Source organism: Pseudomonas sp. LP_7_YM (assembly GCF_004364435.1).
Classification (GTDB): Bacteria; Pseudomonadota; Gammaproteobacteria; order Pseudomonadales; family Pseudomonadaceae; genus Aquipseudomonas.
The window spans coordinates 1-23,325 of record NZ_SOCT01000004.1; the positions used below are offsets into that span (position 1 = coordinate 1).

Sequence of the window (23,325 nt, forward strand, 5' to 3'; positions counted from 1 at the left end):
ATGATCGCTGCCGCCCGTTTGCCGCTGCGCAACGACCCTGCAAAGAGCCAGTTCTTACGTCCAAGAGCCCATGGTCGGATCTGGTTCTCTGCCCAATTATTATCAATGGGTACGGCGCCGTCATCGAGGTAGCGCGACAGCGCTGCCCAGCGTTTCAGGCTGTAATCGAGTGCTCTGCTGATGGCTGATCCTTCGGGTACCAGATCGCGCTGGGCGATCATCCAGGCATGTAGCATGTCCATTACCGGGACGGCCTTTTCTTGCCGTATTCGGCGCCGTAAATCCGGTTCCAGATCGCGGACTTCGCTTTCGATTTCGTACAGCAGCTGGATATAACGCAGGGCTTGCTCCGCAAGCGTGCTTTTATTCGTGGAGTGCAACTCAAAGAACTTACGCCGCGCATGGGCCATGCAGCCGATCTCGGTCACGCCGAGTTCGAAACTGGCTTTGTAACCGCCAAAATCATCACAGACCAACTTGCCCTTCCAGTTTTGAAGGAAGTTGCGAGCATGCTCTCCGGCGCGGCTAGGGCTGAAGTCGTAAACCACCGCTGCCACGTCCGAGAACTGGCTGGTGGCATAGGCCCAAACATAAGAACGGTGGGTTTTCTTCGTTCCCGGCATGAGCATTTGCACAGGTGTCTCATCGGCATGAATAACCTGCTGCCCGAGCACCACGTCGCGCAGAGCATCAACCAGCGGCTGCAACTGAACCCCAGTCACACCCACCCATTGAGCCAGGGTTGAGCGTGGGATCGCCAAGCCCGCTCGACCGAAGATCGATTCCTGACGGTAAAGCGGCAGGTGGTCGGCAAACTTGGCGATCATGACGTGGGCGAGCAGCCCAGCGGTCGGGATGCCCTTGTCGATGACCTGTGCCGGAACCGGAGCTTGGATCAATGTTTCGCAGTCATCGCAGACCCATTTGCCACGGACATGGCGCTCAACAGTAAACACGCCAGGCGCGTAATCAAGCTTCTCGCTGACATCCTCGCCGATGCGCTTGAGTACGCAGCCGCATTGGCAGTGAGTATTGTCCGGTTCGTGATGGATCAATGTGCGTGGAAACTCAGCCGGCAATGCCGTGCGCTTGGGCTTTTGCTTTTTATCGGTCGCCGTTGGTGCTGTTTGCAAGGCTTGAAGCTCTGCTTCAATTGCCGCGATATCGGTGTCGATCAGATCATCGAGCAGGCTGGCCTGCTCGGGATTCATCTGCTCGCTACGCTTGGCAAATTTCAAACGCTTGAGCTGGGCGATTTCGTGGGTCAGTTTCTCGATCAGCGTTTGGTCGCGGCTGATCTTCTTGCCCATGGTCTCAACGGTCTTACCCATCGTCTCAACTTGTTGGTCGAGCGTTTCTACCGTCTTGCCCAGCGTGTCGACCTGGTGGTCGAGCGTCTCGACACGCTGTATCAACTGCGCCGCCAAGGCGCGCAGTTGTTCAGGGGTCAGGTGAGCGAGATCGGGAAGCGAAGTCATGACGCCGATTTTGCCAGAGCAGGCAATTTGCGGCGATAGATCGATAGGCTAATGGCAGTCGTTAAAGCAGTGTGATCGAGCCTCCAGAACCTGCGCGTTGCCATGGCAGACCCAGCACTAATGCCTGAAGTTGCTCAGTATCCAGCTCCATCTCAGAACCGTAGCGAGTACCAGGCCAGTGGAACTTGCCTTGGTTTAACCGGCGCGCCGCCAGCCATATTCCGAAGCCGTCATGCACCAGCACTTTCATGCGATTGGCGCGGCGGTTGGCGAACAGATAAGCACAGTGCGGCTGCGCCGCACCGAACACCGCAATTACCTTGGCCAAGGCTGTTTCAGTGCCTGCGCGCATGTCCATCGGTTCGGTGGCGAGCCAGATGGCGTCGATGCGAATCATCGCAAAAGGTCTCGAAGAAAGGTCGCGCAGGCAGCAGCATTTTCAGTGGGCCAGTTCACTTTGACGGTGCCTCGCGGGTGCTGTATTTCAACGCAAATGTTCGATGATGACGGGTGGGATTTTGCCCCAGCCAGCGAGACGGGTAATGAAATAAATGCAGGTTGCAGCGCTGTGCTTTTCGTAAGCGTCCGAGCTACACCGCCTTGCAACTCAAACCTTGATCCGTTTAAACCACTGATTCACGCGCTCGCGCTCAAATGCTGCTGGATCAAAAACATCGCCATGCCATTCAACCATTGCGTCATGCTCCGGATGATCGGGGTTGGCCATCGCCTCCAGGAAGTCCTCGTAACCAGGCCCGCCACCTACGTCTTCCGGGGGGCACGCATTGGCGCCGTCGATGCAATACGGAACCTGAGGACAGGCAATTGGGGGGAGCGTTTTTTCGACTTTGATACGGTGATGCCAACTGTCACCAAAGTCGTAGAGATAATTGAATGTCCGCTTTCCGCTAAGCGCCTTGATCAGCGTTTTACGAGCTTCCGGGTTTACCGTAGGCCCCCAACCATCAGGGTCGGGCATGCCGTAATTCTCACCGGCAATTTCAAACTCATGCAGATGGCTATCACTCCAGCCCATCACGACCTGGATGACATGATGCAGCTTGCCCAAGGTAATATTTTCAGGCACCGCGAACCGACGCCAGATCGTCGGAGTGATCCACTTCAGCTCAATGTGCAGCAGCAACAGGTCGGGGGTGGGTTTGGGTAAACGGACAGTTTTAACCATGAATCAGGCGGCCTCGCAGTGTTCGGTGTGGTTCAAGGAAATGTTCCAAGGCAGCAACTCGCTCACCCGATTGATCGGGTGCTCGGCAATGTGCTCAAGCACATAGGTTAGATACGCCTGTGGGTTCAACCCGTTTAGCTTGGCCGAACCGACCAGGCTGTAAATCGCAGCCGCTCGTTCTCCGCCAGCATCGGAACCGGCAAACAGGTAGTTTTTGCGGCCCAGCGCGACGGCGCGTAGCGCCCGTTCGGCGGCGTTGTTGTCGATTTCGATTCGGCCGTCATCGCAGTAACGCGTCAACGCCTGCCACCGGTTGAGGGCATAGAGGATTGCACCGGCCAATGTCGATTTTTTCGACAGTTGAGTCAGCGTCTGGTTAAGCCATGCGTGTAGTTGTTCCAGCAGCGGACTTGCTCGGCTTTGCCGAACCGCTTTTCTTTGATCTGGCGGCTGTCCTCGGATCTCGCTCTCGATGGCATACAGGGCCGCAATCCTTTGCAGCGCCTCGCTGGCAAGTGGTGAAGCCTGGTCTTTGTAGACATCGTAAAACTTGCGGCGGGCGTGAGCCCAACAGGCGGCTTCCTGAATGGTGCCTATCGCATACAGCTGAGCAAAGCCGGCGTAGCCGTCAGCTTGCAAAATCCCGCTGAAGCCCTTGAGATGAGCGCGGGGATGTTGCCCCTTGCGATCCGGCGAGTAGGCAAACCATACAGCCGCCGGCGTCGCGTAACCGGCAGGTCGGTCGTCCCGAACGTACGTCCATAGTCGAGCCGTTTTGGTTTTGCCGTTGCCTGGCGCGAGCACGCCAATCGGCGTGTCGTCGGCATGGATTTTATGACCGCTCATCACATGATGCTCAAGGGCGTTGATCAGCGGCCTGAGCAATTGGCTGCTCTGGCCGACCCAGTCGGCCAGAGTTGAGCGCTCCAGCTCCACCCCCTCACGGGCGTAAATCTCGGATTGCCGATACAGCGGCAAATGGTCAACAAATTTGGAGACCAGCACGTGGGCCAATAGCCCAGGGCCTGCAAAGCCTCGGGCTATCGGCCGACTCGGTGCCGGTACCTGAGCGATGTGTTCGCAGCAGCGGCAAACCCACTTGAGGCGAACATGGCGGATCACTTTGAAACGTGCCGGAACGTACTCCAGCACTTCGGACACATCCTCACCCAAATGGCGAAGCTTCCCACCGCAGCCAGTGCATTGAGACTCGGGCTGATGGACGTGAGTTTCGCGAGGTAGGTGTTCAGGTAACGGCTTGCGCCGAGAGACAGGGCGAGGTGGCGGTTCGGGTGGCGGCGTCAGTTCAGTCTGACTGACTTGCAACTCTTCAAGACTCAGTTGGAGCTGATCGATCATCGCGTCCAGTTGCTCGGAGCTGCGACCGAACTGCATACGACGCAGCTTGGCGATCATCATTTTCAAACGCTCAATCTCTGCCCGCTGGGCAGAGACCAGTGCCTTCAATGCTTGAAGATCGTTAGGCAGGGAGTCGGTCGCGAGAGTCATGACCGAATGTTACTTGGGATTTTTTCAGCGTGGCAAGTCAGACCGCGAGGACGGGTGCTGTACGAATTGGCCTGCGCCAATCAATGCCTTCCAAAAGCATCGACAACTGCGCAGCCGTCAGCGACACGCTGCCGCTGGTTGCTTGCGGCCAGATGAAGCGCCCTTGTTCCAGCCGTTTGCAAAACAGGCACAACCCGTCGCCGTCCCACCATAGCAATTTGATCCGGTCACCGCGCCGTCCGCGAAAGGCGAAAATCTGACCGGAGAACGGATCGGCTTCAAGCTGAGTCTGCACCAGTGCGGCTAAACCGTCGAAGCCACGGCGCATGTCCGTGACGCCGGCAGCGATCCAGATGCGGGTTCCAGCGGGAGGAGCAATCATCGCAGTAACTGCTGCAAGATGATTTGCAGGGTATGTGGGTCAGGCGTGCCAGTGATGCGCAGCTTGGCTTTTCCCGCCTCAACAACGATCACGGAATGACACTCTGGCGGTGGCTGAATGACTTGCGGTAAATCCATTGGCGCCTCGATCACCTGGACGGGCAAAAGCGTTGTGCTCTGGCTGACGGCGCCAAATGTTCCTTCCTGATATTGATGCCGCCAGCGAAAGACCAAGTTGGCATTGACGTCATGCTCACGAGCGATCAACGACACGGAGGCGCCAGGCTGGAGGGTGGCCTCGACGACTTGGCGTTTGAACGCCAGCGAGAAGTTGGGGCGGCGGCCGGTTCGACGAACGGGGGCAACTGTATCCAAGATAGTGTCCACTAAAAAATGGTGTCCACTATCTTGGCCAATTTTGGAGGCCCTCAGCAGAGGGTGCTGGCCGGACGGTTACTGCTTTTCTGCGATTGCAGCCGAATCCATTTGTGGACGAGGTTTGCGTTGAGGCTATGGTTGAGTGCGATGCTGGCAATCGAAGCACCGGGCTGGGCACACTCTTGAATGACTTGGGCTTTGAAGGACTTGGAGTAGGAACGGCGCGTTGGCTGCATGAAATACCCGCTTAAAAGGCTAGAGCTGGTGCCCACTTAAATTTAAGTGCACACCATGTCTTGGCTTTGCGGGGCTGGGTAGATGACTTGGCCGGACGCATACGGACGGTTACGTTGAGGCTATGGTTGAGTGCGATGCTGGCAATCGAAGCACCGGGCTGGGCACACTCTTGAATGACTTGGGCTTTGAAGGACTTGGAATAAGAACGGCGTGTTGGCTGCATGAAATACCCGCTTAAAAGGCTAGAACTGGCGTCCACTTAAATTTAGGTGGACACCATGTCTTGGCTTTGCGGGGCTGGGTAGATGACTTGGCCGGACGCATACCGTTGAATAGCACATCCGCATATTGATGTAAGCTCTGCGACGGCTGACTCATCCAGCAGCCGCCGTGGGCACCCTCTGTTCGCTCCCCCTTCCCGATAGCCTCTATAAAAGAGGAGCTCGTGTGAGCCTCCAGGAACGGCTTTACCAGTATTCCTCGCCCCTTAAAACATCCCTGATTCCTCGTCGTAAATTGCATCCGAGCAAGCAGCTTCGAGCACAATCTTCAGCAGCTCCTCTATCGCAGCGGCTTGCGCTGGCGCTCCGCCTGGTGCGAGATCGAACGCACCAACGCTTGGGATCCGATGAGTGCCGGCTCCTCCGAGGGCAGTTGGGTGTCGCACAAAGAAGTTTGGTTTAGGCAGCATACGCTTTCCTCCTACTCCATCGCCCGGAAAGAGCACATAAGCACCGCGAGAGCCAAGAATAGCGTCGCGGTAGGTATGCATCTTGTAGAGGTCTTCCTGCTTATGCACACGGCTGATCTCCGTCCGATAATCGATGGCATCTCCATCGCCCGCGTCCTCATCGCAGTCGAACAGAGTATCCGCCTGCTGACGCTCAAGGCGATATTTTGCATCGAAATGTAGCCAATGAACTGAAGCGCCCTCATTCGAACTAGACGCTCGCACACTGAAATCAGGGTCGAAAGATGCCGTATAGCTGCCGCTCCAATCAGTGCTTGGAGATTTCGATCGCGTGAAGCGTTTGTTATAGAAGAGAGAAACCCGCGCCTTCTTTCCAAGAGCATTCGAGAATTCAAACCGACACTCGCTCCGGCGCCCCTTACGAAGCTCTACGCGCAGCCCATCGTCGGAAACCTTGATGAAATTGCCGCCTTGCCCTTCGGCGCAGAATCCCAGCAGAATTTCGCGCAACATGAAGAAGCACCAGTATTCATAAATCTGATTGACCGGCCGTATGTCACCTGAAAGTCCATCTGCAAGTTCAGTACCTTCATCCCAGGCGAGCGTCATTGCCATGCGAAGTGAGAGGTCGTATTGGAGCAGATCTTTGTAGCCCCGTTTTCGCAGCAGTGTCTGCGAGTTAGCCGGAATTTGCGTCAACGGCCCGACCTCCCGCCACATATCGTGCTGTAAGGCTTCGTCGATTGTTACCGACCAACCTCGGGCTTCGCGCTCAGATGCCTTCCTTCGGCGGGCGGCCATTCCCATTTCCAGCCGTCTAGCGAGAAGACTGCAATGCTCCAAGAATGCCTTGGCATAGCGATTTTCCGGTGTATCGAGGGATTCGAAGCTCTCACGCTGCGGCAGCGACGATGGCGTATAGCCTCGAAAGAGCCGTGCAAGTGGTCCGCCCTGTTTCAGCTCGGAATAATCTATTCCGTCAGCTACAAACTCGGTATCGACCTCCACGATATCTTCGATAGGCGCTATCTCCACTCGTTCGACAAGCCTGCCATGGGGTCGCGCGATAATTTCCTCAATGGAGGCTGGCAGCTTGTCCCTGGACATGACATGACGCAAAAGGAAGTGAAGCGCTGCCTCACTCTTGGCCGGGTCGTCTGTAGCCTGGAATGACAGTGAAACCGGACTGTCGTAAGAAAGAAGAAGCTCTGCGGCCTTGCTGGCCAGGCTGTTGAGCAGTTCCTTGAACTCCTCGAAGTAGTGAAGCTTCCGGCACGCGACCTCCGCCCGAAGCTCACCTCCAAACTCCGGCTCCAAGTCGAGGACTCCGGCATGCGAACGCAAGCGCAATTGCCCAGTCACCACCGTCTTGCCATTCTCCTGGCGCCACCGTCGTGAGGGCTCGGGAACAAAGGCAGACACAAGCCGTGGAGCAAATGGCCAAGTCGGGTTGGCTTTCAACTTTTCAACTGCGTCCTCCAAGGAGTAAGGAGTCGCAACGTCGATAAAATAGTCGGTGTCCTCTCGAAGCTGAAACTTCTCGAAGAGGTGGCCGGCGTCTCTCCAGCACATCGGCGGAACGCCACCTGAAGACAACTCTATTGACCTCATTTCTTCCTCAACTACGAGTAGCCCTGGAACAAAGAGCCCTAGCGGATTTTCGCCGGCTTCTCCTAGAGCAGTCTCAATGTCGATCCAACAGTCTCTTCCCAACTCAAACCGGACACGATGAAGCGGGATCATGCTTATCTCACTTCACAAAGGACACGTAGTTACGAGACAACAGACGGCCATGCATCTCGGTTAACTTCGCGCGACAGAGCTTAAACTCGCTACCCAAAGGAATCACGATGGCTTCCGCCTGCTCGATCCGCGTTGCAGCCTCCGCGCCCAAGGTGTACTTCGCGGGAGGGACGGAGTCGCCATGCGATCCACCTAAAAACTCATGCAATGCCCTTAGGCTATCGCCTAGAGCCGAGCGATTCCCATGGATTTTGGGCAGCACCTTCTGGAACAGAGCCCTATCGAGACCATCCGTCCAGCGCTTCATTGCGTCAGAAGGGATCGCTCCTTTCGCAATCTGAGCCTTGATCCAGACGTAAAGATAGGCATACACCTCCTTGTTGATTCGAAAGGCAAACTCGAACCCAACTGGGGACAACAGTTTGAAACAACCCTCTAGCGTCTGGAGGGTGAGCTGTTTAGCAGCATCTAGATCTACCTGCTCTACACCATGTTTGGCCACAAGCGAGTCGATAATTTTCGAAGGATCAGAGCTACGTCCTTCGCCGGCATCTCGATCATCGATGGCTTCGCGTAAAAGCTGATTCGCTAGCGCTAGATCAATCTCCTCCTCTTGTGGTATGCCCACCATGTACTCGGAAGGCCTCAGTGCCTTTACTTCCAGCACGTGCGCACGATCCAGAACCTTTGGGGAGAACATGTAGGTTGTTTCGTCAATGTTCACCGTACCTAAATAGAACAGATTAGGTGGTAGCCGAAGCGGTTGCTCATTGGCAACCAGCAGCTTTGCCGACTTCGCCTCGGTGCTATCAGGATCTTCCAAATTGAGCAGCTCGCTGATGACTTGCAGTGAGCGGGAATCAATGATCGCTGCATTGTCGCTGTCCTCAACAATCGAGGACGCCTCCATCAACGATAGAAAAGGAGCAAAGTAACGCTCTACGTGCGAAAGGTTCATCTCGTCAAAAAGCAGAAAATGCGGAATGGCAGTCGACGAAGGATTACACGCCCGCAAAATAATGCGGAGAGTGTCTGTGATTTCGTAGCTCTCATTGGTTTCCTTCCCGTCGGCGGTTTGACGAGACTGTCCAAAGGGAGTGCGAAAACCGATTAGGCGCTTTGGTGACGTCCAGTCCGGACCAACAGGAACGAGCTGAAATATGTTTCCATCCACCTGGCCTTCATACATTTCTTGGAGTTGCTCAGCCAATCGCAAAGTTGATCGTGACTTACCGGTGCCTGATGCTCCGGTGAGAATCACAAAGGGCTTCGCAGCCAAAGCAGCAACTAAGTCCAGTGAACACGGCATTCCCACCGGATCAGTAGCAGAGGGCTCTGCTACACCCTCAAGATTGAGATACTCCTCGGGTGCTGCGGGCCGGTCCTGAAGGTCTGAGTCGGAAATGCCCAGAGTCCCAGCCGCATCAAACAGGGTAGTAACCTCTTGTGCCGATAAGTTGTATTCAACCTCGAAATGAGCACGCAGCAGCCCGGCACGTTTGGCAGGGTCCGTTTCCGCCCCCAAAATCGGCTCGATGTCCGTCCTGCGATAGTTCCAAACGGCGACCTCTGGGAGCTTTGGCTTATCCTCGTTCGCCGCTTTCAAAAGCGGCTTCTCAAGGTTGTCTAAGTAGGAGGCTTTAAACCCAACTTTGCGAGGCTTTGTTCCAGAAAACTCTACAATTGTCTGCCAGGGATTGCTGTTGACAGTAGTACCAGGACCATTGGATACGTATTTCCCGGCTCTGAATCCACCCTTGGAGTCGTCGCTCGCAAAGACGTTGAAGACTTGCCTTTGCCCCTTCATGTCAATTTGATCATGAACTGCGGCCAGCTCTGTTAACGCTTTGGAGAACCCTTGCTCTCCCAAAATAAGAGGTGCGCTCATCGCTCCCTTGATTGCGAGCGTACGCTTCAGCAGCAGGAATTCGAGTAACGACCCTTTAGCTCTGGTGTCCTCAAGCGCAGCGATACTCGCCTTAATGCGCTCCGCCGTAAGGTATTTCGACATGCCCCCTCCTGGTTGTTGTGTTACTCAATACCCAACACATGCTCTACCATCGACTGGCAGAACTCTTCCTTAATATCGATGCCTATGGCGCGAAAACCATTTTTGCGAGCGAAAGCAAGGCTTGTTCCACTGCCCCCAAAAGGATCGAGCACGACACCATTAGGGGGAGTAGTCGAGAGAACAGGGATTCTCACAAGCTCCTCTGAAAATCGCGCTTTGTGCTGGTGACTTCTGCGTGCAGGGGGAATTTCCCACGTATCAGCTGGAGGCAGCATACTGCCAGAGCTCGATTTGCGGCCGACCGCATCCTTGTTAAAGAAATACCAACGCGACTTGACCAAATGGAACATGTATTCGTGCGAAATAGAGCACCTATCGCGCACTTGATCAGGAATGGGATTAGGCTTCACCCAAACGTTATCGTTTCGCACAATCCAGTCACGATCTTGCATTGCGATAGCAAAACGATGAGGGATCAAAAGCAATTGCTTGGGTTTGCAAAGACGACCATCACCTGTTCGATCCTGAGGGCGCAGCCCAAAACGACGAGCGCTTTGCTTACTCTCGCCGCTCTTATGCTCTCCCTTGCCACTCCAGTAGGTATCGCCAAGGTTTACCCATAGGCTGCCATTGTCCGCCAGTACGGGCTTGGCTGACTCAAAACAATCCACAAGTTGTTCGATAAACTGTTGTGGATGTTCCTCAAGCCCAATTTGCCCTTTAGCACCATAGTCGCGCTGACCGTAGAAGGGAGGTGAAGTAACCATGCAGTTCACGATCACTCCAGCGGCAGCTAGGTGCTTCATGGCGTCGCGAACGTCCATATTGAAAATCAGGACGTTGTCATCGGCATAGTAGGCCGCCTTACGCAACTCGGTATTCGTAAAAGCATCATGGCTTGTGACCTGAGGTCGTAAAGCTAGATTCGCCTTCGTTATGGGCTTGGCAGCAGACGTAGTTTTGCTGTCGTTTTGCACGGATCTTGAGGGGGGTGTCGCCAAGGTACTCGATTCCCCAGCGTCCTGACTGACTTCCGAAAAAGCATGCCTTTCGTTTTCCACTTCAGATACACCACTCATGCGGAAGCAACAACGTCAGGCCTGATAATCGCGTTGGCGTGACTCTGTGGCATTCTCTGTACATTGATTAGGTGGCAAACGAGCCCCATACGCGCGCTACGCAGCGGATTATCCGCAGCTATCCTAAACGCCCGCTTAGGGGACGGCACCGCCCTCATGCCCCACGTGATGCTCATGGCTTTGTCAAATTCCATACCGCTCCGCAAAATTTCAGCCGCTTGCTGTACGACTTAAAAACGGGCGAGTCTACCATTACGGAGCGAGAGACGGTGACCGGAAATCATCTCTATACAACTGAGCCGACACATGGAAAATCGAGGCCGGCCCCTTACAGCCAACCTGATCGCGCTGACCAAGAATGACGAGGATCATTCCGCTATTTTCGGTGCCGTAAATCAATGCTACACACACCGACTTTAGCGTATCTCATGTTTTAGCTATCCTCGCTTCAATACAGGTGAATACGGTGTAATCAGATCACTAAAAATGGCTCCGAAGAAACCTAGGCTATTGAGAGTCTAGACTTAAAGTCTTCTAGGAAAGCAGTAGCTATTGCTGAATGAGGCGCCTGGGGCAACGAAAAATGTCGCATCTGCTCAAGGATTTTGGTTTGGAGCGCATCAAGACTTTTGACCGCATCGGCAAGCTCGGCACGGTTCAAATCTTCATTCAAGCCCTCGAGCTCCTGGCTAACTGTGCCGATCTTTATTAAAACACTTTCTAAAAACCGAAGTTGCTGCAAAATTTTTGCACGTTCCTGAACCAAATGAACTCGATTTAACCCGTAAACTTGTATGGACACAGCCCCTTTAATACTGACCCCCTCCGTCTCGGCATGTTGAGCAACGAGCGTAGGATCTGTATGAACTAGTGGAGCTACTGGAGAAATGGTGCTGCCTGTAGCTAACGCTGCAGGAAAAACCAAACCTGCCGCACAATCATCTTTCAACCAGTAAACAAGGTGGTCATTAGGATTATCTCGAGTAGGATCAAGTAGTAGCGCACCTTCATTTAAAACCTCAGACCCCTCCGTTAATGCACGATCACCTTCGATAGGAAAACAGTCTTTTTTGCCAGTTTGAGTATGCTTATAAAGCACCTCGAGATTACCGGATATTACCGGACTCATTTGTTTCCGTCGACGATTACAATCAAGACAACTTGGAAGAAGATTGGTCCATTCCGATGCCAGCCACCAATAGCCCTGATGGTCAGGATCTCCTTCGACCCGCCCCTTCGGTCGATAGTGCTCTACATCAACAGGGGCTTGCGCGCCATAGAAAGATTCGCAATATGCGCATTTCTTATAAAAAATCTGCTCTAGCCGTAGCTTTACATCGCTTGCCTTATATGCTAAAAATTTAAACGTTGTACGTTCTGTATCGGGGGGAAGTACAGCATTAAGGTGTGCCCGGACTCGATCGATCTCGGTTTTTTTATTTTTATCAAGCTTATTTAAACCAGCCGGTGCCGGCTTGCTGCCTCGTGAAACAGCTCGCACATTAATATCCTCCAAGAGCGCCAATTATTGCATTGCGGGTCTTCGCTTTAAGCTTGCTAAGCCGATCAGCATCGGCTCCACGCCGATTTTTCAAATAAATAAATACTGCGTCTTGTACCAGCCTCTGCACTTCCGAAGACCCAAGTGGCAGCGCGTCGGCGATTTCATTTTTCAAATTATCAAGGGCAAGATTTTCTGCAATCGTCAGTGACGTACTCTCCGCCTGCCTAGCAAGAAGATCGCCTAGCTTAGCCAGATGGAGCTCAACTGTAGGGGAGTCAGTACTGAACATTGAGAAAAAATCAGACGTCAATAGCTGCTCGACAGTAAGATTTTCTACATTTGGTAAATCCATGAAAGCTTCTACAGTTATGGGTAGCGCTCCAGGAAAGTCAGCGGCATGCCTAACTGTTTTATTGAATACCACGACTTCTTGATCATGCATTCCGCGCAGACAAAGTGGATCATGAGTAGTCGCAATTATCATTGCCTTTGGCAGCACTCGCCGAAGTGCCATCATGATCTGCATTTTCCATCGAGGGTGCAGATGCGCTTCAACTTCATCAATTAAAATCACCGCTTCTATTTCAGAAAAGCTTTTACGCTCAGTATTTTTCTGAAGCTTCAACAAACCAGCTAGTACATCACAAACCATCGCTAACACAGAACGAAAACCAGATGACACAGCTTTTAATGGGGTGCTGACTTCATGATAGCCATCCCCATCTCCTATACGGGTAACAATAAGACACCTATTATTAGGGATGTCTTTTTTTACTACGTCGAAATCCCCTTCCACTAAAAATATTTTTTGTAACGCTCTAATAACCATTGCAAACTGATCATCTTCCAACTCAAGCATCCAAGCTTCAGGATTCGCAAGTAATGCTTCGGATCGAAATAAAGTTGTGACGTGGCCTTTGGGTGTTTTTAAAGGCGAATTTGGTGCATATTGCCTGAAAGCACCGTACGCAAATACTGGAGGCAAGTTCTCCATCACACCGCGCTCAACAAAACGATCGCCAATTACAAGCTCTAGTTCCTCGCCATCCATAAACCGGAGTTTTACGGATGCGTTATCCGACTTTTCTCGACCTTCCCCCCCCATTAACTCAGGATCCAAAATAAAGCTTTCGGGGGAGCGATTAATACTCTGTCGGGTTTTTTCTTCTGAAAGAGCTAAGGCGACCGCCTCTAATATTGAGCTTTTGCCTGCAGCATTCTCACCGAGCACGAGGAGAGCTGCAGCCTCCGCCTCTCTTCCTACGCTTTCATCAGCAGAAATTGCAGGTGGTATATTAACTTCAAGCTTTTCAAGAGTCTTAAAGTCAGTTACCTCTATCGAAATTAGGCGCCGAACTTCACCTTTCGCGGCAGGCCTTCCAACTGTGGCCCGCTCAACCGGGCCACGCACTTCATCAAATGCTAATTCTAGAGCATGTCGACCAAGAGGCATCGCCCAGACTTTATGAATCACGCCCCCTATCTGATCAGGCTTGACCTTATATCTTTGTTCTAGTCGATGACCAACAATACCGAGCACGCGCCTAAGCAGAAGATACCAGCCCCCCCCAAATTCAAGCTTTGGAAAATCTAAACCGTTAGGCTGGATCCCGCGCTTGAGTTCATTTTTTAAAAGCTCCAAATATTCCTCAAAACATCTTGCCCTGGCCTCTAGCAGACTTGAACGGTCCAAATTGAACACCGAGATAGTTTGTGCGCCAGCCACAGTAAACGCCTGAATGCCCCCATCCAGATTGAAGCTTAAATGTCGATAGAAACTAGAGTCCTGGCAGGGATCCAGCAATATTCGTTTATCTTGATGCGGCCAACGCCAAAGCCCATAATTCTCATTCAAAAAGTGCTCTAACTGCTCAATAGTCGGCAGCGCGCCGCGCTGTAAGTCGACTACTGGAAACTGCCGCTTGGCAGATCCTGCACATGCACTACATGCTCCGTATACGTTGCCCCAGTCTGTCCGCAACCATACGTAGTAGAGATGGGAGAACGTGGAGCGCGCCAGAGGTTCTGCTTCAGCAGACGGGCGAAATAGGTGCGCATGCAGCGGAGCTCTGCTCTCGCAAAACGCGCATTTCCCGCGAAAAAGGTTATTTAAAACCGATACCACCTCTTCGCTTGCGGCGCTAAACCTCCGCGAGGGCGGAGTCTTTTGTGATTGGCGCTGGGCGTCCTCTCGCATATACGCAAGGAGCTCTTCTCGTTCCGCTTGAGCTGCGCTTTCACGAAAATGATGGGGTGGCGGAAAAGCTGTACGATCAAAGAACTGCAAAATTACCCCCGAGGTGCGCATTAATTGATAGGCGAGAAAGCTAAGGTTGCTTAAGATACCCGCGTTGCGAGACGATGTGGAAGACCTTTGAGGGAGGGGATTATGAAGCGCCAAGTAGGGAAGCTGGACGCCGTTCCGTCAAAGCGGCTTTTTCTTTCAATTATTGCTGATTACGATCTTAACAAATCCATTTGCGAGCTAGTCGATAACGGGTTTGATGTTTGGACGAGGTCTGGCCGGCAAAATCCGATTAAAATTATGGTTTCGCTAGCAGAGGAGCAAGGCATCATCCGAGTAGAGGATGACGCTGGAGGCTTGCCTTACGATGAGTTGCGCTACATGGTCGGGCCAGGGCAATCAGGCTCATCCCCCACCGATGAGACAATTGGCATATTTGGTGTGGGTACCAAACGAGCAGTGGTCGCTCTGGCGGAAGATATAACCATTCGAACTCGCCATGGCACTGGCAAAGCGTACCAAATCGAATTCGGCGAAGATTGGCTTGAAGACGAAGAATGGGAATTACCATTATTTCAGGTTGACGGAATAGCGCCGAATACAACCCAAGTAGAGCTTCAGAAGCTCCGTATCAAGCTCACGGAAGAAGTGGTTGATAAACTTAGAAGCCACCTACAAGCAACGTACGCCAAACTTCTTTCACGCGAAGACGTAACCCTACTTCTGAACAGTCAAGTCATAGAACCCCGTTTCTTTAACGACTGGTCATATCCGCCAGATTACGAGCCCAGACACTATACAGGTCAGCTAAACACACCAAACAACCGAGTAATTACTGTAGACGTAACCGCTGGATTAAGCAGTGAATCAAGTCCGACTGCTGGTGAATACGGCGTTTACTTTTACTGCAATGAGCGTCTTGTCGCGCCCGCTATGAAAAGCTTTGACGTCGGTTTTACTCAAGGCCAGGCAGGGCTGCCGCACCCTAAAATTGCGTTGACAAAGGTTATCGTCTCACTTAGTGGCGATGCAAGCGAAATGCCATGGAATAGTAGCAAATCAGATATAAGCACGAAACATCACACGTTTATTGCGCTGCACGACTGGTTGGTTACTGTGGTCGCAGACTATGCGAGAATTTCACGTATATGGATGGGGGATTGGCCCGAAAAGGTATTTGCCCATAAAGAAATCAAAATTATTGATGTAGTTATAGACGATTTTCTGACAGCGCGAAGATCCTTTCTACCTAACCCACCTAAGTCTCGCCCACGTCTTGCAGAGCGCGTCGCCATAAAAAATGGGCGGCTTGTAGCACGCAAGCCCTGGATTAAAGGTCTATATGAAGGTGTTGTAGCAGCAACTACTGTAGCTAAGCAACCACTTGAGCAGGCAAATTGGTTCGCCTTCAATATTCTTGAGTTAACTCTAATCTCTGCTCTAAAAACTTATTTGGTGAATGAGTCGAATACGGAAAATTCGGAGTCGGATTTAAAGGCGCTCCTCCACCTAACACCAAAAATATCCGACCTATTAAAACAGCAAATAGCATTACCCAAAGAACTTTGGTTGCAAATTGAGAACATATCCCGTCGCCGAGAAGACTTGATGTACGGTCGTGCCACTCCAACAATAACCGAAAGCGAACTGGAAGATGCAAACGTTCTCGTCCAAACAGTTCTGAAACGATTATTTCGCATCGACTTGGAAGCCTAACATCATAAATCTGATGAAGTCGCCGAGGGCCGATAAGCACCAGGGAAAAAAGCTGTGTCTCTTGGCGTTCTGCCATTTTATCCGTTCATGCACGCTCCTGATGGGGGACAAATGGGGGGACACGGAAAGACAAAATCAAGAAGCCCAATAAAACAGGGCAAATTCCAGAAAATAACGCCGGCCACAAGCCGGGCAGCCTAAAGTCGAATGGATAGAAAAGGAGGGATGGATCGACGCCAACGTTGAAGGGACAGGATCAAGTCCTCCAGATCAGGAGGAACCATATCTGCTCGGCCTATTACGCCTCTAAGCATTGCAACGCGGCTCAGTATTCCAAAGAGTATTCCAACTAAAAAATAAAACCATAAGATTTTATATAAATCAACAGGTTACGCAACGAGTTCAGATTACCCCGGCCCACCAATCAAGCGTTACAAATCAAGCACTTAGCGTTTACCGCAAGTGCTTTTTTTGTGCCTTTTGGGGCTGTTTTGGCTCTGGAATGCCTGCTTAATGACAGCTTTGCCCCCAAAGCGGCACCGATCCCAGGAATCGGATGATCGTTTTAGAACTCAACATATGGATGGGAAATCTCATGGCTGAATGATCCTCACTGGTGGATCAGCAACACAGTTGCGGCTCTCATAGTTTTGATACTTCCCCGGCTATTGCGTGGGTTCAGGAATACCCTCGAAGGTGCGGCATTGAGAACCCATGGCTTTCTTAATCGGTGTTTCCGCGCCCAACCCTACCAGCCATCAGCGGATTTGCATTCAGGCAGCCAAATGGCCGGATTGCCGAGTAAAGATCAGCGGCATCCGTCGGCAGCGGCACGCCGAAGAACTCAAAATTGGCATTGATGATCGGCACGCAGCGGGACTGGATGAAGTCGGCGCCGATCAAATTCGGATGCAGATCATCGACGGTCATCGCCTGGGTGAATCCGTCCCAGATGTTCACGACCGGGACGAACTGTTTGACGTAGCTCAGCACCCAGTCCTTGCACTCGATCGCTTCGGCCAGCGCAGTGCCCGCCAGGGCTTTGGTACCGAACCGTGGCGTGCCAGTACCAACGATCAGGTACTTGTCCGGGGTGTTCTGACATGCGGTGATCGCTTTCATCACGTTCGTTTTGCTGTCGGGCAGTGTCATGCCTGGGGTCGTGCTGTCGTTCGTGCGTGAGAGCAGCAGACACAGATCGGCCCGTGACATTTTAAGGGCGGGACGCGGGTTCAAATCTCCTTGCCCCACCAACAGAGCATTACAAAAAGCACTTGGCGTCCATCGTAAGCTTTTTGTGCTTGGTCTTCTGCCTCAATCCCAGCCGAACCGAAGCTACAGCCCTCCACTCCCCGCATAGCCCCGATCTAGACAGCTTGCTGACGAATTAAGTGAAGATTTTGTTAATGAATGTTTATGTCCCCCGAGCTCCCAGGCCGTTAAAGTGGATCCAATCCAGACGAACCACAGGAGTAATTCAATTTGTTTTCTCATGAAGAGCTAGGGTTTCTGGCGCTGTACGGGATTGTGGCGGTAGGCGTTATTGCGTTGATTGTCCATGCAGCGCATGCCCATTTCGAACGCCGTCAGCGCAGAAAGGAAAATCGCAAATCGGCCAACCCACGGTCGTGATGGAAAACTCGCGTTTTCCACAGGCACCGATCTCCATTCGCGTCGACGGGTGCGCCGTAAGATGACTCATAACAGCGGTGAAGATGCCCTTTCCTACACGGCCTGTTGAGGCTGCCACCGGGCCAGGATAGATACAGTCGAATCTCCTACAACCTCAAATAAAAACACAGGGAAAGCGCTGACGTTTTCCCTGTTCGAGCCGCGTAGGTAATGTGGGCCGCACAGCCCCGAACTGGCCAGGACGCCTACTTAAATGAAGCGTCACTGGAGTGCTCTATGCCTACCCTCAGTTTGTTCGATATGCAGCTCGACCTTGAAGAATCCGCCGCGCACCTGGAGTCTCTTTCAAGGGTGTTCACCGGCCATGCCCTTTACCTAAAAGCCAGTCAGAGCAGTACTCACCGAGAGGATTCGTCGCTGGTCGAAGGTCGTGTGGGTGGCTTGGCGTTGTCCATCAAAGACCTCAAATCCGCCGCATTGAAGATTGCAAAGATCATCTGAGCAAGTTCCGAATCCAGATCCCGACGGCAACGCTTAGCCTGCGGCTGGCCAGATACAGCGCCTTGATTTTAGGCGCCACCATTACCCCGATTCGTTTGAGCATCCTGATCAGATCCCGGATTACCCACAGGCGGGTTCCAGTCCTCTAACTTCTCGCCAGTGCCCTGCTTGGGTTCGGAGGGTGACCGCTCGAGCCCCGAGTCATGTCCCTCGCCAGTGTCAGGCTTGATGCCATCGGGTCTTGCCTGCGGTTCATTGATATCGTTCGTCATGATGACTCTCCCGTTGTGAGCGCAGGACACCTGCGCTTAACAATGGGAAAGCCGGGAGGCAGAACGAGTGCCTGGATCTCGACGGGCGGGCAGAAAAACAAGCCGGCTTCAGAACTTTACCGCTGAGGATATTCACCTGAGCCACAGGAAAGGCCGAAAGCACCGGTAGAAGAACACTCTCAGCACAATCAGCCATTTATAGATGGGCCGCTATCAGCGAGAAATCATGCTCGCCGCTTGTTCGGTGGCTTGCGTTGTACGCGTTGCCAGCTTACGCACTTCATCAGCCACCACGGCGAACCCGCGTCCCGCTTCGCCCGCGCGCGCGGCTTCAATAGCCGCGTTCAGTGCCAACAGGTTTGTCTGGCTGGCGATGCTCTGAATCGTCCCGACAATTTGCGACAGTTGAGCGATGTTGGCTTCCAGCGTGCGCTGATGTTCGCCCTGAACCTCGCGCAACGCCCGCTGCTCGTGTTGCAAATGGATGTCCACCAGTGCGCCGACCACGCGAAGCGGTGCGCCATGAGGATCTCGCCGGGTCTGGCCGCGGGCCCGGAACCAGCGGTACTCGCCGCTTTTCATTCTCAGGCGGTATTCGAGGTCGAAGGGCGTTTTACCCGTACGGTCATTCAGGTGATTGCCAAACGCCGTAAGACTGCGGCCCTTGTCATCCGGATGCAGTCTGGATGCCCAGCTGTCCAGGACATCGGGAAACTCTTCCACCGTTTCAAACCCGAGCAGCCTGCGAAATTGCGGTGACCACCAGAACGGATTTTTCGGGTTCACCGTATCGCCTGCGATCACTTCCATGTCCCACAGGCCGTCCGAAAGCATCTCGCGAGAGAGCTCGAACCGGGTAATGATGATGTCATGCTCGCGGTCGCGTTCCAGCTCATCGTGAATATCCCGCAAGGAGCCGGCCACCCGTACAGGCCTGCCTTGTTCATCACGCAACGTTTCGCCTTGCGCATGGAACCACCGGTAGGAACCGTCTTTCATGGCTATGCGGTTCTTGACCTTGTAGGGGGTTTGGCCCGACTTGTCATTGAGGTGCCGGGCAAAAGCATCCAGCGTGGCTTGTTTGTCCTGCGGATGGAGGCGGTCGGCCCAGCTCGCCAAAACATTGGGGAAATCACGCTCGTCGTTGAAACCTAAAAGACGCCTGAACTGCTGCGACCACCAGAAACGATTCTTCGGGTTTACAGGGTCGCCGGCGACCACCTCCATGTCCCAAAGCCCTTCACTGGAGGCCCTGTTCACAAGGTCGAAGCGCACCTCATAAGCGGAGGCTGAAGTGGCGGACTCTCGCAGCAGCTCACGGGCCGATTCAAGCTCCCGCTCCAGTTCGCTGAAGCGAGACTGAGCGTCCTGATTTGAAGTTTCCAGGCTCTGCCACGCAGCCGTAATGGCTTTGGCCTCTGCACAACCCGCAACATCAGGCTGATGGCCGTGGGTGATCGCGGCTATCAGTTGCTGCAGGGCCTGCCGATCGCGGCGGGGTGATAAAAAAGTCAACACGATGAAATACTCTATAGAAATAATGGGCCTCATCCGTGGCGCCTTGCTATCTGTATCGTCAAGCCGGAGAAAAACTGTACAGATTTTCTCCGTTGTACAACCACGAAATAACGTTTGATGCCGGAGCAGGAGGCGCTGCGTTGATTCTGATTGGGAGTAGCGCAAAGGTCGGAGCGCTGCGAAAAGCGCACCCGTGGCAAGACGTAAACCAGATCGGAGTCGAGAAGCGCAGAAGCCATCGCTGCAGTCCGGATGGATGAAACTGGCACCCCATGGTCCGCACTCACACCAGCTCCTACGGCCCCCGTAAAACCAATGGAAAACGCTTGCCCGTAGCCGCAAGATGGCAAGATGGCAACACATCCTCCTGTTTCAGGCTTGAGGGAGCCGCTATGCCTGCGTGGAATCCTTGTGGAAACCGTATAGGCCGCACGGTATAAATGTGAAAAATCTATTTCCGTGCCATTGAGATTAGTACAGTTCGAAGGTCTGCTGGCCTGGATCGCAAGCTGGTATTTGAATCCCTTCAGTGAAAAAAATTTAACTGTGTTTATCGGGTGCTATCGCAGGCGTCCCTGGTCCTATGTTCATTATGTTGGGAGCCGAGAACTTGCGGGTCTGGCGCGCTTGGGCGTCATTTATGTTGTATCGCTTACAACCTTGTTCAACATTGAACACGCCGGGTTGAAGGGTGGGTGCTCCAAATGGGCGCCAGTCTGCAGGCTGTTCATTTGGTCGAGGCAAACCAGCGGCTTTTATTAACACTATTGTCGAAACAGGACACGCCTGAAACCTCTGGTCTGGCGTAACTGGTCGGCTCGAATCAAACAATTTGTGAAACCAGCGAGGAGCTGGTCATATCTGCCCTGAATGCCCAAAATCTTCAGGACGTTGCGGAGGAAGGTCTGGTCCGGGGCTTCCTCTTAAATCGATGTCAGCGTTGATCGGTCTCGGGAGCCGAGGGGCTGACGATCAACGAGAGGGTCCTCCACGGAAACAGATAATCCGCACCGAATAACTCGCAGCGCTTGGCGTGTGGGAAAGGCAGGAGTGCTTTCTCTGGGGCCTGCCCGGACATGCAACGCGTACACACCATGTGGCTGCCGACTATCGACCAGTTGGAACTCCAGCGGGCTAACCTGATTGACGGAGTTAAGATGTCCATCCGAATGTGCCTGATTTTTATGCGCTCGACGTTAGCGCTCACAAATATGGAGCCTTCGTCGAAATTATTCGTTCAGTCATACCGATGAGGTCACCCATCACGAATTTCCTGTTCATCCAAAGCCTATCAAACCCTGCACATCGCTCATCGCTTGCCTGAACAAACGGCAGTTAAACCCGCGCAAATTTCAAACCGTCGACCTGGAATAACTTGACACGCGCGCGCCCGTCGCAAGCATGACAATTTCCCTTCGTAAGCATTTAGCGCAAAGCGTAAAAAGTGCCTATCTTTGTTTAAGTTCCAGCTCATCTGGCAGATGACATTGGTAATCGGATCGTGCGATACGGTCCTCCTCTGGAGTTTTTATGAACCTGCGATCTCTGCGTATAGCTCCGAGGGCGGCCATCGCTTTCGCTGTCATTACCCTTTTTCTGCTTCTGCTGAGTGCTTTTGCGTTCGAGCAGATCCGCGACCTCAGATTGACCGAGCAGGAACTTGAGAGCGACTGGTTGCCCAGCATCCAAAAGACAGACGACATTCAGATCGCCCTGCTGCATACCCGTCTGGAAGGCATACGTCTGCTCGCGTCCACTGACCCGGATTCAGTTGCAAATGCGGCGAAGGCCATCGAGCAAAATCGCGATCAGCTCAATAGCCTCACCGACTACTATCGAGAGCACCTGATTACCGGGGAACAGGAAAGAAACAGCTTCGATGAAGCTTCCGCCCTGATGAAAAAATATCTGGAAGGGCTGGATCATCTGGTGCTGCTGGCCAAGACGGACAGAGATGCGGCTGTTGCATACGCAAATGGCGAGCAGTCTGAACGCGCACGGGATTACCAGGTCAAGTTGACCGCGCTGCGTAATCTCAATGCCGACGGTGTGACGGCCTCAGGCAAGCACTCTGCAGAGGTCTATAACCACAGCCTGACTGCGATGCTTATCATTGTCGTCCTGTCACTGGCAGTGACCGTGCTGCTCGCCTGGCGACTGACCAGAAGCCTGTCTGCTCCAATCGGCGATTGCCTTGGGCTGGCCGAGGCTATCGCCAGAGGCGAGCTGGACCGCTCTATCGATATACAGGGCAAGGACGAAGCAGCCGGTCTGATGCAGGCGCTCAAGCAAATGCAGGAAAACCTGCGGCAGACGATTCAGGGCATCGTCAATTCGTCCTCGCAACTCACCTCTTCAGCGACACAGATGCACTCGGTCACCGAGAAGGCAGGCGTCACCCAGGACCGGCAGAACGGCCAGATCGACCAGGCCGCCACCGCCGTCACGCAAATGAGCGCAGCTGTCGAAGAGGTTGCGCGCAACGCCACCTCGACCTCCGAATCGGCGCGCCAGTCGAGTGAGGCGGCGAAGGCCGGGAACGGCAAGGTCACCTTGACCCTCACTGCCATGAAGCAGCTCACCGCACAGGTGCAAAGTACCTCCGAGCAGGTGCAAAACGTGGCCAATCAGGCGCAGGACATCGCCGAGGTGGTCAGCGTGATCAGGGCCATTGCCGAGCAAACCAACCTTCTCGCGCTCAACGCCGCCATCGAGGCTGCACGGGCTGGCGAGCAAGGCAGGGGGTTTGCGGTGGTGGCGGATGAAGTCCGCGCCCTGGCCCACCGCACGCAAGAATCGACGAAAAAAATAGAACAGATGATCGCCGCCATTCAATCCGGTACTCAAGGCGCAGTCGACTCGATGCAACTGAGTAGCGTGCAGGCCCATGACACTTACGAGATCGCTCAAGAGGCGGGGCAGGCACTTGAAGAGATCATGAATGCGGTACGCCTGATCGAAGAGCGCAACCTGCAGATTGCCACGGCATCTGAGGAGCAGGCTTATGTCGCAAGGGAAGTCGACCGCAATCTGGTGAGCATCCGCGACCTGTCGGGCGAGACCGAACAAGGCACACGCCAGATATTGCATGCCAGCCAGCAAATGTCCGGCCTGGCAGTCAACCTTGAAGGCATGGTGAAAAAATTCAGACTGTGACATTGGTCGGCGGCTGACGGATGTTGAGTTGGCGATGGTCCTGATCGGCATCGTTCGCAGACCATACTGGCGCTGGGTAGTCAGTTTA

At 53.3% G+C, this 23,325-nt stretch carries 16 protein-coding genes and 4 pseudogenes; 4 read left to right on the forward strand and 16 right to left on the reverse strand.

The window, feature by feature from the left end:
* From EC915_RS11750 to EC915_RS11820, 13 genes are all read right to left on the reverse strand, one after another.
* Positions 1-1,478 (reverse strand): IS66 family transposase (locus tag EC915_RS11750; RefSeq protein ID WP_133750713.1); only part of this gene is annotated, 1,478 nt, incomplete at its 3' end.
* 61 nt (positions 1,479-1,539) lie between these two features.
* The gene (gene tnpB, locus EC915_RS25250) at positions 1,540-1,875 is read right to left on the reverse strand and encodes an IS66 family insertion sequence element accessory protein TnpB (protein ID WP_133750714.1); all 336 of its coding nucleotides are present in this window, start codon (positions 1,873-1,875) and stop codon (positions 1,540-1,542) included.
* A gap of 210 nt (positions 1,876-2,085) precedes the next feature.
* Complete coding sequence (locus tag EC915_RS11765; RefSeq protein ID WP_133750715.1) at positions 2,086-2,664, reverse strand: plasmid pRiA4b ORF-3 family protein; 579 nt, start codon at positions 2,662-2,664, stop codon at positions 2,086-2,088.
* A gap of 3 nt (positions 2,665-2,667) precedes the next feature.
* Entirely contained in the window at positions 2,668-4,173 is a 1,506-nt protein-coding gene (locus EC915_RS11770; RefSeq protein ID WP_133750716.1) for an IS66 family transposase, read from the reverse strand.
* A gap of 37 nt (positions 4,174-4,210) precedes the next feature.
* Positions 4,211-4,555 carry an IS66 family insertion sequence element accessory protein TnpB gene (tnpB, locus tag EC915_RS11775; RefSeq protein WP_133750717.1) on the reverse strand — a complete coding sequence of 115 codons (345 nt, stop codon included), beginning with the start codon at positions 4,553-4,555 and terminating at the stop codon, positions 4,211-4,213.
* Positions 4,552-4,929, reverse strand: coding sequence for a transposase (locus EC915_RS11780; RefSeq protein ID WP_218568083.1), 378 nt, complete (start codon positions 4,927-4,929; stop codon positions 4,552-4,554). The genes tnpB (EC915_RS11775) and EC915_RS11780 overlap by 4 nt, the downstream gene beginning before the upstream one ends.
* 53 nt (positions 4,930-4,982) lie before the next feature.
* Positions 4,983-5,168 (reverse strand): transposase, encoded by a 186-nt coding sequence (locus EC915_RS11785; RefSeq protein WP_256658714.1) that lies wholly within the window; start codon positions 5,166-5,168, stop codon positions 4,983-4,985.
* Between the two features lie 11 nt (positions 5,169-5,179).
* Positions 5,180-5,392 carry a transposase gene (locus EC915_RS25620; RefSeq protein WP_133750720.1) on the reverse strand — a complete coding sequence of 71 codons (213 nt, stop codon included), beginning with the start codon at positions 5,390-5,392 and terminating at the stop codon, positions 5,180-5,182.
* Between the two features lie 264 nt (positions 5,393-5,656).
* Positions 5,657-7,603 (reverse strand): DUF2357 domain-containing protein, encoded by a 1,947-nt coding sequence (locus tag EC915_RS11800; protein ID WP_133750721.1) that lies wholly within the window; start codon positions 7,601-7,603, stop codon positions 5,657-5,659.
* 7 nt (positions 7,604-7,610) lie between these two features.
* A complete protein-coding gene (locus EC915_RS11805; protein WP_133750722.1) occupies positions 7,611-9,614 on the reverse strand; it encodes an McrB family protein in 2,004 nt (667 codons plus the stop codon).
* A 20-nt stretch (positions 9,615-9,634) separates the two neighbouring features.
* Positions 9,635-10,693: a site-specific DNA-methyltransferase gene (locus tag EC915_RS11810; protein ID WP_133750723.1), complete on the reverse strand. Its 1,059-nt coding sequence runs from the start codon at positions 10,691-10,693 to the stop codon at positions 9,635-9,637.
* Between the two features lie 502 nt (positions 10,694-11,195).
* Positions 11,196-12,194 (reverse strand): endonuclease, encoded by a 999-nt coding sequence (locus EC915_RS11815; RefSeq protein ID WP_133750724.1) that lies wholly within the window; start codon positions 12,192-12,194, stop codon positions 11,196-11,198.
* Position 12,195: 1 nt separating this feature from the next.
* Positions 12,196-14,484: an AAA family ATPase gene (locus EC915_RS11820; RefSeq protein ID WP_166650973.1), complete on the reverse strand. Its 2,289-nt coding sequence runs from the start codon at positions 14,482-14,484 to the stop codon at positions 12,196-12,198.
* 102 nt (positions 14,485-14,586) lie between these two features.
* On the opposite strand from EC915_RS11820, the gene EC915_RS11825 reads away from it, so the two are divergent.
* Complete coding sequence (locus EC915_RS11825) at positions 14,587-16,158, forward strand: ATP-binding protein (RefSeq protein WP_133750726.1); 1,572 nt, start codon at positions 14,587-14,589, stop codon at positions 16,156-16,158.
* Positions 16,159-16,899: 741 nt separating this feature from the next.
* On the opposite strand, the pseudogene EC915_RS11830 reads toward EC915_RS11825, so the two are convergent.
* A pseudogene (locus EC915_RS11830) lies at positions 16,900-17,370 on the reverse strand (SGNH/GDSL hydrolase family protein); the annotation flags it as partial.
* Positions 17,371-18,066: 696 nt separating this feature from the next.
* Here EC915_RS11830 and EC915_RS11835 point away from each other — a divergent pair.
* Complete coding sequence (locus EC915_RS11835) at positions 18,067-18,291, forward strand: hypothetical protein (RefSeq protein ID WP_133750727.1); 225 nt, start codon at positions 18,067-18,069, stop codon at positions 18,289-18,291.
* Between the two features lie 494 nt (positions 18,292-18,785).
* Here EC915_RS11835 and EC915_RS25625 read toward each other — a convergent pair.
* Positions 18,786-19,070 (reverse strand): annotated as a pseudogene (locus EC915_RS25625) (methyl-accepting chemotaxis protein); the annotation flags it as partial.
* Positions 19,059-20,444 (reverse strand): annotated as a pseudogene (locus tag EC915_RS25455) (PAS domain-containing protein); the annotation flags it as partial. The pseudogenes EC915_RS25625 and EC915_RS25455, both read right to left, overlap by 12 nt.
* A 1,167-nt stretch (positions 20,445-21,611) precedes the next feature.
* On the opposite strand from EC915_RS25455, the pseudogene EC915_RS25630 reads away from it, so the two are divergent.
* A pseudogene (locus EC915_RS25630) lies at positions 21,612-22,382 on the forward strand (MCP four helix bundle domain-containing protein); the annotation flags it as partial.
* 66 nt (positions 22,383-22,448) lie between these two features.
* A complete protein-coding gene (locus EC915_RS25635) occupies positions 22,449-23,237 on the forward strand; it encodes a methyl-accepting chemotaxis protein (RefSeq protein ID WP_372237895.1) in 789 nt (262 codons plus the stop codon).
* Positions 23,238-23,325 lie beyond the last annotated feature (88 nt).

Coding starts and splice junctions, on each gene's coding strand:
- tnpB (WP_133750714.1), bottom strand. CDS start 1,875: ATGATTCGCATCGACGCCATCTGGCTCGCCACCGAACCGATGGACATG.
- EC915_RS11765 (WP_133750715.1), bottom strand. CDS start 2,664: ATGGTTAAAACTGTCCGTTTACCCAAACCCACCCCCGACCTGTTGCTG.
- EC915_RS11770 (WP_133750716.1), bottom strand. CDS start 4,173: ATGACTCTCGCGACCGACTCCCTGCCTAACGATCTTCAAGCATTGAAG.
- tnpB (WP_133750717.1), bottom strand. CDS start 4,555: ATGATTGCTCCTCCCGCTGGAACCCGCATCTGGATCGCTGCCGGCGTC.
- EC915_RS11785 (WP_256658714.1), bottom strand. CDS start 5,168: ATGCAGCCAACGCGCCGTTCCTACTCCAAGTCCTTCAAAGCCCAAGTC.
- EC915_RS25620 (WP_133750720.1), bottom strand. CDS start 5,392: ATGCAGCCAACACGCCGTTCTTATTCCAAGTCCTTCAAAGCCCAAGTC.
- EC915_RS11800 (WP_133750721.1), bottom strand. CDS start 7,603: ATGATCCCGCTTCATCGTGTCCGGTTTGAGTTGGGAAGAGACTGTTGG.
- EC915_RS11805 (WP_133750722.1), bottom strand. CDS start 9,614: ATGTCGAAATACCTTACGGCGGAGCGCATTAAGGCGAGTATCGCTGCG.
- EC915_RS11810 (WP_133750723.1), bottom strand. CDS start 10,693: ATGAGTGGTGTATCTGAAGTGGAAAACGAAAGGCATGCTTTTTCGGAA.
- EC915_RS11825 (WP_133750726.1), top strand. CDS start 14,587: ATGAAGCGCCAAGTAGGGAAGCTGGACGCCGTTCCGTCAAAGCGGCTT.
- EC915_RS11835 (WP_133750727.1), top strand. CDS start 18,067: ATGCCTACCCTCAGTTTGTTCGATATGCAGCTCGACCTTGAAGAATCC.
- EC915_RS25635 (WP_372237895.1), top strand. CDS start 22,449: ATGCACTCGGTCACCGAGAAGGCAGGCGTCACCCAGGACCGGCAGAAC.